The organism is Caldicellulosiruptor diazotrophicus, assembly GCF_017347585.1.
Taxonomy (GTDB): domain Bacteria; phylum Bacillota; class Thermoanaerobacteria; order Caldicellulosiruptorales; family Caldicellulosiruptoraceae; genus Caldicellulosiruptor; species Caldicellulosiruptor diazotrophicus.
Window position 1 is genome coordinate 1,904,397 of the sequence record NZ_AP024480.1, and the last position, 14,875, is coordinate 1,919,271.

General features: G+C 36.7%; 6 protein-coding genes. All 6 read right to left on the bottom strand.

Annotated features, from left to right (window positions below; all coding sequences use genetic code 11):
• Positions 1-49: 49 nt before the first annotated feature.
• A complete protein-coding gene (locus CaldiYA01_RS09220) occupies positions 50-3,340 on the bottom strand; it encodes an S-layer homology domain-containing protein (RefSeq protein WP_207179036.1) in 3,291 nt (1,096 codons plus the stop codon).
• Positions 3,341-3,456: 116 nt separating this feature from the next.
• Entirely contained in the window at positions 3,457-6,867 is a 3,411-nt protein-coding gene (gene pulA / locus CaldiYA01_RS09225) for a type I pullulanase (RefSeq protein ID WP_207179038.1), read from the bottom strand.
• A gap of 254 nt (positions 6,868-7,121) precedes the next feature.
• Complete coding sequence (locus CaldiYA01_RS09230; RefSeq protein WP_207179040.1) at positions 7,122-8,765, bottom strand: S-layer homology domain-containing protein; 1,644 nt, start codon at positions 8,763-8,765, stop codon at positions 7,122-7,124.
• 91 nt (positions 8,766-8,856) lie between these two features.
• The gene (locus tag CaldiYA01_RS09235) at positions 8,857-12,105 is read right to left on the bottom strand and encodes a glycosyl hydrolase 53 family protein (RefSeq protein ID WP_207179042.1); all 3,249 of its coding nucleotides are present in this window, start codon (positions 12,103-12,105) and stop codon (positions 8,857-8,859) included.
• Positions 12,106-12,315: 210 nt separating this feature from the next.
• Positions 12,316-13,905 carry an ABC transporter substrate-binding protein gene (locus tag CaldiYA01_RS09240; protein ID WP_238480515.1) on the bottom strand — a complete coding sequence of 530 codons (1,590 nt, stop codon included), beginning with the start codon at positions 13,903-13,905 and terminating at the stop codon, positions 12,316-12,318.
• Between the two features lie 71 nt (positions 13,906-13,976).
• Positions 13,977-14,855, bottom strand: coding sequence for a carbohydrate ABC transporter permease (locus tag CaldiYA01_RS09245; protein ID WP_207179045.1), 879 nt, complete (start codon positions 14,853-14,855; stop codon positions 13,977-13,979).
• Positions 14,856-14,875 lie beyond the last annotated feature (20 nt).

The window sequence follows — 14,875 nt, forward strand, 5'->3', positions numbered from 1 at the left end:
TTGAGAGGTACCTCTCAATCCTATCTCTAAAAAATCACAAAATATTGCTCTATTTATCTGCCCACTTAGAAACAGTATCTTCAATGAGCATTTTGTTATCTGTTCCTTTTTTGATTGTTACACTTCTATTTGATAATTCCTCACCATTTGGCCCTTTTTCTACCTTGCTCCACTCGCCTCTGACGTATTTGTACTCAATGGTTGTTCCTTCAGGAATATACATTGTGATTGAATAAGTACCATCTGCATTCTTTGAAAGCTTCAAATTGTTATCAGACGGATTCCAATCGCTGTACCCAATTGAACTGAAGGTTCCAGCAATATGAATGTTATCATCCGGTGTATTTTGTGGAACTTTAACTTTAAACGTTACTTCAACACCCAAGGGTTTTAAATCAGATGTTATATAATTCTTTAAACCTTTGTTTCTCAACACTATCAGGTTATAAAGTGTAGTGAAAACTTCATTTCTTGTTGCATAGTCCTGTGGTCTGAAATTGCCCTGATCATCTACATCCATAACTTTATATGCCAAGGCTTTTTGAATATATTCTTTTGCCCATCCCGACGCTTTCTCCAAATCAGCTATATCTTTCTTCTGTAATGTTTCACTTACATATTTTTCAGCAATATTAACAGCAATTTTAGAAAGCTGTTCTCTTGTGACAAGACCATTAGGATTAAACTTATTATTATATCCATCTAAAATGCCATTTTCTTTTAGTGCTTCTACATATGGTGCATACCAATTGTACTTCGAAATATCAGCAAAATAACCCCTGTAGTACTTCTGAGATAGGTCAAAAGTTCTGCCAAGCAATGCTGCCAGCTCAGCACGTGAGACAAACTTGTCAAGATTGAGGCAATTTTCATTATCGCCTTGAACTATGCCAAGACTCACAAGAGTAGCTACACTATTTTCAATTGAGTCAACATCACTGAACTTCTTTTCAACTTTAGCAAAACCTATTGTTTGACTACCTTTGCCCTTTACTATGACATATTCGCCTTCTATATAGAAGTCCTTTATTGGTGTTATTCCATTGTCATTGAATGTAACAGGTACAACACCATCATCAATTGGTGAACTGAGCTTGAACACGTAGATTGCATTATTAGATTTATCAACTTCTTCTCCACGTACTATTTTAAAGTTCCTCATACTAAAAATCTTTATATTTGTGTAATCATCTACACCTGTTAAAAGCTTTGACTCTTCTATCTTTATTTTCTCTTTTGGTACTTGGAAGGCCTGAACTTGAATATCACTTGGAGCCGAATTGTATATATCCACAAAGACTGATGTATCAGAATATTTAACCTCTATATTCTTTGCACCTTTTTGCTTTAAACTCTCTACTGCTCGTTTTTCAATACTTACCAGAGGATAAGTTTGTTGAGAGCTTTTTACGGCTACAGTATAATTTTCTCCTTTAATAATAGCATTTAATGCACTTCGACTATCTATCAAAACAATATTCTTAGCATTTGGAACTGAAATAGCACCACCTTCTGCTTTTATTACCTTTCCACCATCACCTGTATCAATTACGGTCTGTTGAGGAACATTGATGACCAGATTCACTGTCGGAAGACCTTGCTTGACTGCTTCAAGGTCTGCAAATGCTTCAACTACATCATTTTTCGTCACAGCCTGAGTATTTATCTGCAGAACTCTATTTGATATTTCATTGCCAAATGCATCCTTTTCTACTTTTGACCAACTTCCGCGGGTATATTTATATTCAATTGTTACATTCGGTGGAAGATACATTGTTACACTATATTTTTTCTCTCCAACTTTTGTTAATTTAATTCCTGAAGGATCCCATTTTGGTAGTTTGTCAGTTTTAAAATCTCCAGCAATATAAATATTGTCATTAGCAGGAGTATAATCTGGAACTGTCACATTAAACGTAACAGGTATTCCACCATCTACTCCTAATAGGAATTTCTTTATTGTAAGAGTAAATATTTTCTGTCCATCTGCTAAAACAGCACCAAACCTTGCTCTTGCTCTCAATTCAACCTGAAGGTCACCTTGGGTTGGCCTTGTAACTGTAACTGCATTTCCATTTATTGCTAATATAGACGAATTGCTGCTCTCCCAGTCAATATTAAATGTTAATGGGTAACTATTCCCTTCGTACACGACATTATAGACGTATGAAGTAACAACTGAGAAATTTGAAGTTATGCTTTGAATTGTATCACCTTGAGCCAGATTTAAAAATGTTTCATCTATAGAGGTATACGTGATATAGTTAGCTGTCTCAACTATTAAGTTTTGGGGTAAATCAACAACATTCAATGTAAACTCAACATTAGGTCCTGTTATTTCACCTATCTTGGCATTTGCAACAATTTTAACTGTCTTTCCTATCCACTCTCTCGGAATATCTATTTTGTTGTTCGTGCTGTAATCACTCAGGCTTACCAACTCGCTATTATTGCTCACATCAATTATTTTGTAGTAAAGCTTGGCTAACAGAGGATTTGCATTTGGTGTATATGGTGCCCATGCAAGGTGAACTGAACTTCCACCAATTACAGAGCTGTTATTTGCAAAATCCACTGGTCGGATGTTTGTCAAATCTTTTTCGGTAAAGAGCCAGCCGTTTAGGATATCAAGGTAAAATTTTGTTTTGAGAAGATTACCATTAGATTCTTTAAATTCTGTCAGGTCAATATTATCTCCACCGTCTTTAAATTTAACAACTGAACCTTCTTTTGCACCATTCCATGCCCATGATAGGTTCCCAAAACCACCTATTACAATCTTAAATCCCCATGGAATCGAGAAATCATTGGAAGTATTATCATATACATAGGTATATGTGGCATCTGGCACTTTTACAAATTGATATTTACCATCATTAGGGTTCCATTCATTATTTACTCCTACAAATTTAAAAGAATTTTGCCCTACTAAACTCTCAGGTCCATTGGGAAAATGAGTACTGTCAATTACAAGCTGAGAATTTTTGAAAAACCAAAACTTAACTGTCTGACCATCTGTAACATTAAGAGGTATGTTAGTATTATTATCTGCTACTTTTGGAGCGCCTGTACACCATATACTACCATTTATAACTGCTTTGAACTCATAAGAACCACCAGTTTTAAAAGTATACTCACCATAATAAAGTCCCGGAGTTGAGGTTTCACTCAAAACAATATTAGAGCTGTCAAAATTCCAGTTACCAGCATCTTGCCAGCTACCTACAATTTTTATGGTATCTTGTGCTCTTGCTTGCTGTGGAAAAATACTTAAAACCAACGAAAATACAAAAAAAATACTTACCAGCAGAGCAAGAGACCTTTTTAATAGCATTCTCATCCTTCTCTTGACCTCCTTCTATTTATTTTGGTTTTAGGGGTGAATACCCAACCCTGCACACCTATCCATCTCACTTAGAGATTGGATGGTGTGCAAGGTAGGCAAATAATCTTGCTTTATTTATCAGCCCAGTTCAAAACTGTATCGCTGACTATCATCTTTCCGCTGCCTTCATCTTTAACTGTTAGTTTCCTATTCTCTATCTCTTCTTTATTTGCACCTTTCTCGACTGTAGACCAGCTACCTCTTGTGTATTTATATTCGAATGTTTCACCTGCGTTAAGTTTAACAGTCACAGTATATGTCCCATCTTGCAATCTTACAAGTTCTATTGCTCCATCCTTATCTCCTGGATTCCAATCAGAAAGTCCAGCTTTCCCAAACGAACCTGCCAAATAGATAACATCATCATCTGTCCCAGCTGGTACCTTTACTTTAAATGTGACTTCAATATTTCCATTACCATAAACTTTTGGAACTGCTACTGTACTTGAGCTTTCTAATGATACAGGGTCCTTACCGGTTACCTTAGCAAAACCTTGTGGAAATTCATTGCTCTTGTATGCAACAAACATAGAAATTGGTGCAACCAATGCTTTGCCAGCAACAAAGTTTGTAAGATTCTTAATTGGTGTTGTGCCAACTTCATCTCCATTTGCAACAACTACCCAGTTCCCTTCTGGCAGTGTGACCTCTTGTACTTTCTTTGTTGAGTTGTAAACAACTATAATGTCATTCCATGTATCTTTTGGATATGTGAGTCTGAATCCTAATGTTCCTTTCGGTGTTTGGATAAATGTAAGATATTTCTGTATGTCTTCTGCAGTTGTCATTCTGAAGGCCGGATGAGCCTTTCTTAGTGCAATCAGACCCTGATAGTACTTGAAAGTGTTGTACCACTTTACTTTAAGGTTCCAGTTGTACTTATTAATTTTATCGCCCGCATTGTATGAGTTATGATTCATATATTTTGTTCGGTTGAATTCAACTCCACCATGCAAGAATGGAACACCCTGTGCTGTCAAAACAATTGCATTCGCAAGTCTGCCCATTTTATCCTTGATGTAATCTGGTTCATTTGGCACACTCTTTTGAAGTTTATCCCAAAGAGTTAGGTTGTCATGTGCCGAAACATAGTTTATGCATTCATCCGGGTCTGCAGCAAAATCACCAAGTCCACCCTGAATGCCTCTTTTGAGGTCTTCAAGCCTAAATGAGTAGTTTCCTTGCATGAATCCCTTAGATTCATTGTCAAGGTTACCTCTTATTGCTTCTCTTATTCTGTCGTTAAAAAGTCCTATGTGAAGGCCTGCCTGATTAAATGAGCCTATTTCCATTCTAAGTGAGCTATCAAGTGGTGTTGACCCTGCAAGCCATCCCTCGCCATAGATAACTGCCGACGGATTTATCTTTCTTATCTCTTCTTGAGCTTTTGCCATTGTAACTCTGTCTATTGCTGCCATTAAGTCAAATCTAAAACCATCTATGTGATATTCTCTTGTGAGGTATGTCAAGGTATCAATTATAAATTTTCTTACCATTGGCTTTTCTGTTGCAACTTCGTTACCACAACCTGATGCATTAGAATAGTTACCATCTTTGTCTTTTCTGTAGAAGTATCCTGGTACTATCTTGTCGAATATTGAGAATTTTGCATCACCTATCTGAAACGTGTGATTAAAAACAACATCCTGAATGATGCCTATCCCAGCCTTGTGCAGTGCCATGACCATTTGTTTGTACTCTTTAATTCTTGCAATTGTATTTGGATTTGTAGCATATGAACCTTCAACGTTTTGATATAAAACAGGGTCATAACCCCAGTTATAGCCTTTATCAGGATTTGTTTCATCCACCGAACCAAAGTCATATGTTGGAAGAAGATGTACATGAGTTATACCAAGCTCTTTCAAATGGTCAATACCTGTTTTTACGCCATTTGGTCCTTTTGTCCCTGTTTGGGTAAAGCCTAAGTATTTGCCTCTAAACTCTGGCCTTACACCACTTGAATCATCTATTGTGAAGTCTCTTACGTGCGTCTCATAAATTATTGCGTCCTCTTGGTTTTTTAGCGTCACAAAAGTATCTTTTTCCCAGCCAACAGGGTTTGTATCCTTGGGATCAAAGATTAAAGTCCTTTCAGAATTTGCAGATGTTGCTCTTGAATATGGGTCTGGCACAACATATTTTCTGATTGTATCGTCGGTTATAGAGTTAGAAGCATGCCAAACTTCATATTGGTAGTATTTACCTTTCAAATCTCCATTTATCTTAAGATACCATGTTCCGTTTACCGACTGCTGCATTTCATACTCTTTGTATTTTGTAGTCTTATAATCGTCGTAGAGTCTCAATATAACTCCAATTGCTGTTGGAGCCCACAATCTGAATGTTGAATAAGCTTTTGTATAGGTGCATCCTAAATCATTGCCTTTGTAGTAGTACTTTGGATTGTCTAAAATATTTCTTGCCTGAGCAACTGTTGGTTTGAAACCATCCTTTGACACAACATAAGGAACTTGTGGTTCTAATTCATCTTCAGTTGTAATCTTAAAGGTGTCAACTTTTGTTATCTTTTCATTACCTGTGTAAAGCTCCTCAATTACTTTGTCATTTCCCATTCCATCTGGATACCACTTTGCAGATGTACCATCCCATGATGTGAACTTGAACTTAGCACCAATTACAACGCCGTCTTTGCCAAGCTCTTTGACAAGTTCATAGTAACCTTTCTGTGCATTCCATGTCATTTTCCATGCAGGAAGTGGTTTGTACTTTCCTTCAGAAGAAGCCGTTCCGCCCCAGTCGTTCATAGTTCCAGAGACATATACCTCAAGCTTGCCAGATGTGTCTGTAAATTTAAAATCACCTGCACCAGGTTTTAATATAAATCTCACTTTTGTGCCGCCATCAATTAGCTCATACCCTGCATCCTCTGGTTTAAAATTCTTGTTTATCTTCGGCAAAACTGGTTCAACCTTTTTGATAGGAACTTCATCATAAAAAGCTGTCACTTTAAAACCTTGAGTTTTATTATTCGAAAGAATGTCTGCTTTCTTTGCAAGCCTTACAACGATCGTATTAAGACCATCAACAAAAGCTGTCATTTTCGGAGTTTTCTGGGGCTGAGATGTATAGATTTGCTCTTCACCTTCTATCAGCCAAACCTCTTTTGAACCGCTGATTCCTGAGATGAACCTGTCAACGGCAACATCTTTTGCTTCCCAGTTACCTTTTCTAACTATGATACCTACTTTTGTTACTTTCCCAGGAAGTTCAACTACTGCTTTTACTCCAAAGTCATCCTTGGAAGTAAACTCATAAGCTTTGCCTTCTGCACCAACTGGCTCAACAGGCCATATCCACAAATTCCAACCCTGATAGTCTTCATTGTACCTGTAGTAGTGAATGATGAGAGTTGTTTTTTCATCTGCCCCCAGAATAGAAATTGGAAAAATTAGAGTAGCAATAAATAGGACCACCATCAAAAGGCTTATAAAACGTTTGCTCTCAAAATATTTCACCATCTTTCCTACCTCCTAGTTAATTTAATTAGTTTTTTTGAAACAACGCAACAAATAATAAACCCGAAACTCTAAAATGTCTTTTATGAATGCAAAGGTTTGCCTTAACTTTGTAATGATTATATATCTTTTTATTAAAATTGTCAATATGCTGCAATTTGAATAAATTAAAGACTTGAATTTATGAAAAGTAAATAAAAATAGCAGTCTCCACACACTGGAAGACTGCCGTATAGAAAAGTTGTAAAGTTTATTTTTTATTCCCATTTGAAAAATATCCTGAACAAAAGCTGAGCAGCTTCTGCACGATTTGCAAACTTTCGCGGCAGTATTTGATTTTTATTATTTCCTTTTATTAAATCATTTGCAACCAAAACAGAAACACTATCTTGAGCATACGTAGATATATCAGACGAATCAGAAAATTTAGTTGCAAGGTTACTTTTTATTTTTACAATTGGTTTGTTTGCAACCTCCAATGCTCTTTGTACAAGTACCATCATATCTTGCCTTGTTATATAATCTTCTGGTTTAAATTTATTTGCATAACCTTTTACAATACCAAGTGCTTTTGCAATTGCAACTTCACGCCAGTAGCTGCTATCTTTTTTAACATCTTCAAAGTTCGAAGAATACTGAGCATCAAGGCCAAGAACATTTACCAGCCACTTGACAAACTCTCCACGCTTTATATATTCTTGGGGTCTAAAACTATTTTGGTCAACACCACTTATTATATTTCTCGTGGCCAGCGAAGATACAGCTTTTTCAGCCCACGAATAATTCTTCAAGTCGTCAAATTTTTTGCTAATATATCCCACTGCAAATTTGCTAAAACTGTTCACATTCGCAACCATACGTTTAGAATTAGCAACATATTTGCTATTTGATACAATCTCTACTTTCCCATCATCATTTATATGAAATAAAACCAAGTTTTCAATACCGCTCAGCTCTTCTACTCCAGGAGTATAAGCAATAGATATTTTTATAGAATTTGTAGGTCTTTCAACATTCACCTTTTTCAAATCTTGATAAAACCCAATTTCATATATTGGTCTTTTCCCAACTGCCGCGCGAATCTCTGAAGGTATATTAGAATTTTCTACTTTTTTTATCAATATCTCTATTTGCTTATTCTTGTCTATATTCTTTTCCTTTAATAGGTCAGCTGGAAGTTTCAAATCTAATTCATCTGTATCAATTAAAACTTCATGCACATCAAAAGAAGTTGTAAATACTTTCGATGGAAGCACAATATTGTACTGTACTAAAGGCTTGCTGTTTTTTAGATCCAACGTTAAAATTTTGTTTTTTGACACCTGCATCTGCAGTGCTTTTTGTACTAAAGACTCATCTAATCTAACGTCTAATCTTCCCTCTGACAGCTGAGATATTTTGGGCCTAATTATCCCATTATTGTCAATCGTAATTTCAGGCAAAGCCTCTTTATCACTTTGTTTAATATCTTCCTTTTGAGATGATTGCGCACCTACCTGCCTTTTAGCTTCATTGAAATTAGGGATTAAAATCTCAGGAGACGAAGTAGGTAAAGATGGTTGTTTCCTTACTACATTGAAAGTTTTTATATCGACAATAGAACCTTTACCTGCCACAACCGTGTAAGTACCCTCAGGCGAGTCTGCTGGTAAAGTAAATTTGTCACTGAAGTTTTTCCCCTTCACTGTATTTATATAAAGTATGGTAGAATTTGGTCTCAACACTTTGATAACAATCTCATCAAACACTGTTTGTCCAGAAATTACAACGTCTTCACCTGGACTTTTATCAGGTATGGAATTTAAAATAACTTCTTGGGCAGAATATCCTATAGACAATAAAGGGACTAATAACACAAAAACTAACAATATACTTGAAACAATCCTTGTTCTTTTTTCCATTACTAAAATCCTCCTTTTAGGATTATAGCCTTATAAAACCTTTAAAATCTGCCCGGCAACCACTAAAAATAGTTGCCGGGCGGTTAAAACCTCATCGAAGATCAACAGGCTCAGCAAGACTATTTGGAACAGAAAGGCTTGTGTCAAATTTGTCAAATACAAATACTTTTACCCTGTAGTCAGTGCTCAGATAATCACTTACATTAAAATAGGCCTTAAAATCTTCAGCTTCTACTACATCCTTTTCAACAGCAACAACTGAAACAGGAGTTGTCCCTTTTAATAGTTCAAACACCACAACTTCTCTGCTATCGTGCTGAATACCTTCTGATTGTTTTACCGTAACACTTGCAATAAGTCCTTTATCTTTTTGCATGCTTGCATTTGAAATTTCAAATTCCCTGTCAGCAACCTTGAAAAATTCTACATCGTCAAGGTTGCACCATGTCCCTCCTGCATTCTCTGAATCTGAATAAAGCCCTATTGTAACGCGTCCAGTGGTAACCTTAATGTTAGCAATTACCATTCTATGCCATTCAGCAACCCATTTGGTTGGCATATTTATTCTCAGTTCTTCCCCGCCATAGTCTTTTACAAACAAGTAGTTAGCATTCTGACCGCCGCCACCATTTGCAAAGGCTCTGAAGATGTATATACCATTTGGTATATTTTCAATTGTTTGATATGTGACCACCTTGTAAGGTTTGTCACTCCAGTGAGTAAGCTGCGCTGTCCCAGAATGCCCACCACTTTCAGTTTTGACTGCATTTGTATTTCCTTCACTTATCCAATACTTTAGTCCTTCTTCAAAACTGTAATTTTTTATAAGGTTTTTGCTGTTGATAACTTTGACTTTGGCATATGCTTTTAGAGTCGTGCCTTCTACAGTACCAGTCACAGTAAATTCACCAATCGCTGAGTATTTACTCTCATCAATAGCTTCCCATGTAACACTTGCCTCAGAGGATGTATCATCATCATAAACCACCATGACAGTTGGCGGAAGCTGTGGCTTTTGCCCTACCTCTGTTGTAATATCTAATCTTTGAATGCTCACTATATTCTTTTCGATATCTGGGTCCTGGCGATAGAACAGAACATCGTCTATTGCACACCAGAAACCTGAATCAGCAGTAATTTCAAATGAAATTGTGCACTTTCCTGTTGTCACACTAATATCATTTATTTCAGCAGGTGTCCAAGCATCCCATGAAGCTGACTGTGGAATTTGCATTCTTATCTCCTGTCCACCATAATCCTTTATTACAATATCACGTTTTTGAGCACTACCAGTGTTAACAAACCATGCTTTAAATGTATACTTGCCTTGCCCTAAGCCTGTAATTGTCTGAGATATTACAAGATTGTATGGTGAGTTATACCAAATATTTAATTTCTTATTACCTGAACGGACAGGGGCGTTGCTGTTTGCATTTGCAGCTCCAGTCTGCCCTTCTATGTTCCAGCCAGTTAAATCTTCTTCAAATCCAGAATTTTGTATTAGATTAGCTACTTTTACTTTTGCAACAGGTGTAACCTCACTTCCTTCAACATGCCCGTAAACTTCAAAGCTACCAGCTTGAGTATATTTTGACGGATCAATACCGTCCCATGTGACATCAACCTCTTTTGTAAGACCATTGCTCAAAATGGCTGTGATTTTAACAGGAAGTTTTGGCATCTCACCTGGAGTTGTTCCAACAACAATTGGTTTATAACCTACAATCATGATGTTATTGAGCATCTTGAACACATACAGAGAATCCAAAGCATTTCCATTAAAATCAAACATAGCTTGGTTATCCCATCCATTTCCTTCACCTGTCTTCCATCCAGCACCTTCAACTGGTATCCAATCAGGCTCCCAATAGAATATGCCAAGTCCTTTGCCATCTGGAACTTGTGCTACAGCGTTTGCAATGTTTCTAATAACCAGTGCTTGATTTTGGACTGATGGCTCATACCAGGCTGTTGCAGCTTCCCTTGTGCCAAAGATATTATTCAGTCCATCTCCATTTTCTAAAGTGTATGCATACGCTGTTTCTGCAATAACTACCTCTTTGTTATATCTTTTGCTAATATCATTCATATTGTAGATTAAATCACTAAGCTTTCCATGCCAGTATGGGTAATATGAAAGTCCAATTACATCAAACTTAACATCGCGCTGGGTCAAATTGTCAAATACTCTTCTGTATAATTCATTGTCCCCGCCATTTGCAAGGTGAATCATAATCTTTACCTGATTATCCGCCCCAGCTGCATCTTTTACACCTCTAATCCCTGCCTTTAGAAGCTCTGCAAAATTGTCATATCCTCCAGCATCTTCGCCCCATGTTTTTCCGTCCGGCCAGAGCATACCGCCATTAACCTCATTTCCAACCTGAACCATGTCAGGAAGTGCACCTTGATCTTTGTACATTTTTATGACGTCATAAGTATACTGGTAAACTGCCTGTTTTAGCTGGTCAAATGAAAGATTTGCCCATGCTTTTGGTTTGTCTTGCTTTCCCGGGTCTGCCCAAAAGTCACTATAATGAAAATCAAGCAAAAGTTTTATACCTAAAGCTTTTGCTCTTTTTGCAATTTCCAGCATATTCTCTGCACTGCAATTTCCACCTCCCAATGGATTACCATTGACATCTTTTGGATCATTCCATATTCTAAGCCTTATCCAGTTAACTCCAAAATATTTCAAAATCTCAAGTGCATCCATCTGGACTCCGTTCAAATAGAACTTACCGCCACAATCTTCTATTTGTTTTAGCATTGATACATCTGCGCCCTTTATGAAAGTATCACCAACCATTTTGTATACTCTCAGCTCCTTTATTGAAGCTGGCTGATTGTTTGGTGTTGAGGTGATTGTGACACGGATATATCTTATCCCTGAGGCAGATGGTATGAACTTGTCATACTGTGTTTGTGAAGTGTCAGTATTGTTTGATTTGTCTACTAATACTGTCCACCTATTGTCATCTATTGAATATTCAATTTTATACTGATAGCTCCCATTACCATTAAAAACTATTTCGGTTGCAAAAAGGTCTTTATAAACATCTCCCAAATCAATCTTCAGCCAATGAATGCCTGCATCCTGTGCACTCCAAAAAGTAGTCTCATCACCGTCATTTGCAAGGGTTGCCTGATGTGTTGGGGCTTCACTGTCAGAAAAAATATTTTTGCCTACAGCTATATTAGGACCAATTGGGTCAACTTTTATCCCAATTTGCTTCTTTACCTGAGCTGAACTCTGTGCAAAGACCTTGGTTGGCAACAAAGGAAAAGCAAAAGAAATGACAAAAATGAAGAATACAAAAATAGCAAATGTTCTTTTCATTTTTTGTTTCACTCCTTTATTGTTGTTTAAAATAAGGCAAGAATCTACCTCAAAAATTTGCATTTCACAATAAGCTACTCTATAATTTAATTAATAAAACTTCTTTATGCTCTTTTTTCTAACTTAATTAGTGTAGAGGCTACCAGCAAAACACACCCATCTCTTGAGCACTGGTAGCCTCTTTCTTTTTCAAAAAACTATTCTATAAATTTACTGATTTCTCTCCTTGAAGTATTGCTCAAGCTGTCTTAGCGCTTCAGCTTTGACCTTGTCAACACCTGCTGCTTTGAGCTTTTTGTCAAGTGTTGCAAAAGCTTCATCCACATTCTTTACCATACCCAAACAGATTGGATTGTAATACTGTGTCATAACGCTGTTTAGGTTTGCAATCTCAGTTTTTACCTTTGTCTGGTCAAGTGAGAATGAAGATAGTGGTGAGCTTACAAGCGCCTTCTTGATTGTGTTTCTTAGTGCAATGTAGTTATCATCCCAGCTTGCAAGTGGTAAGAACTGGTCTTTATTTGTGAACCAGAACCCTGCAGCATCTGGCGGATAAGTGTTGTTATCTGGTGTAACACCTTTTGGTAAGTCAATTTTGTTGTTTTTGATTATATAGTTCTTGCCTTGAATTCCAAAGTATACAAGATAGTTGTAAGACTTTTCTTCCATAATAAGGTCAAGTGCCATAAGTGTTCTCTCTGCGTTTTTTGTCTTTGCAACAAGAGCAACGCCATTATTTATATATGGGTCTGCTGGTCTGTGACCTCTTTTATCAAATATTGGAATAATCTCAACCTTCCAACCTTTAGCTTTTGCATTTGCAAGATTGGACTGGATGTCTTGGCTATTTCCAAACGCAACTGCCGATTTTCCTTGGTCAAAAGCATCTTTGCTTCTCACCTTATTAGCATAAGCATTTCTATTGATGTATCCTTTGTCGTACCATGATTTTACTTTCTTGGCTGCTTCTTTGAAAGCAGGCAAAATTTCTTTGTCCATTATATAGTAAACTTTTGGTTTAGTGTCGTATATGGTTGTGAAAAGACCTGTTCCACCTGTTGAAACTCTTGCAACATCTTCTAAGTAATCTGTTTTTTCAACCAAAAGTCTCCACATAACTGAGTTCAAATCATACTGGTTGTCCAAGTTCATTGGCATCATGCCTTTTTCATTTTTCTTTACTGCAGCAAGAAACGGCTCTATATCATTGTATTTTTTGATTGGTGGCAGCTTATATTTTTCTCTCAAATCTCCTCTCAAAATTACAACATCAGCTTTTCTGTCGGGTGTTGCAGTCGGAATCATGTAGATTTTCCCTTTTACCTTTGCTTCCTGCCATGCAACAGAAGGTGTTGCTTTGTAATGTCTTGGCATGTATTTTTTGATCATATCCATTGTAAGTTCCTTAAATCCACCTTTTGCAGCTTCCTGGAAGTAGAAACACCAATTTGCTGCATACATCCAATCAACATTCTCTCCTGATGCCAAAATAAGTGGATATTTGTAGTTCAAATCTCCCCATCCAATGTAGTTAATCTCCATTGTTGCGTTGATATCTTTTTGAAGTTTTTTGTTAAGCTCTTTCATAACGTTTGGAAATTCAGCTGGTGCATCACCCAAAAGATAACCAACAATCTTGACAGGTTTTGATACATCAATGCTCGGGTCAAAACCGGGTGCAGTTCTTTTCGCTTTTGTTTGTGCACCAAAACCAACCGCAAACATTGAAACTAAAATGGTTGAAAATACAAAACATACCGTCAAGATGAGCACTAAAAGCCTGAAGTTCTTTTTCATCATACAATCAACCTCCCTGATTCATTTTAATCTATATCAACAGGCATTACAAAAAATACCTGTTGATATCATTTTTAGCCTTTTACAGCACCAAGTGTAATACCTCTGACAAAATACCTTTGAACAAACGGGTACAAGAAAATTATTGGACCTGTTGCAACAACTGTCATTGCAAGTTTTAAAGATTCTTTGGGCATGTCTATTCGCACAACATTTTGTAGAATATTTGCCGCAACATTGACACTTGACAGGATTAAATACAGCGTATACTGCAAAGGATACAAGCTCTGTTTTTCGATGAACATCATCGGTGTCCACCAATCGTTCCAGTAATTAAGAGCTATAAAAAGTCCAATAGATGCCAAAGCTGGTTTTGAAAGTGGCAAAACAATTCTTAAGAATATTGTAAAATCTCCTGCGCCGTCAATTTTTGCTGACTCTATCAAAGAGTCTGGAATAGAACCTCTAATAAAGTTGCGCAAGATTAAAATGTAAAATACATTGAAAAGTGGCACAAGTATGAGAACAAGTACATTGTTTTTTAAATGATAGTAATTTGCTAATATTATATAGTACGGAGCAAGGCCACCGTTAAAAAGTGTTGTGAAGTATAGGAAGAAAGCCAATGTATTTCTATATTTTACATCTTTTCTGTACATAACATACGCAGCCATTGTGGAAAGAAACAACGACAAACTTGTGCCAACACTTGTTACTATAATGGTTACCAAATAAGCTCTGAAAATTCTTTGAGGATTTTGGAAAATGAGCTTGTATGCACTGAGTGAAAATTCTCGTGGAATCAAAGTGTAACCGTGGTTTATAATATAGTTTTCTGAAGCAAACGAACTTACCACAAGCACAACAAAAGGTATGAAGGTAAATAGCCCGATTATTGTTATAAATATATATCCAATAATGTTAAAGAGGATATAATCCTTACCCTTTCTCAATGTTCTCTCCCCTTTTAAGT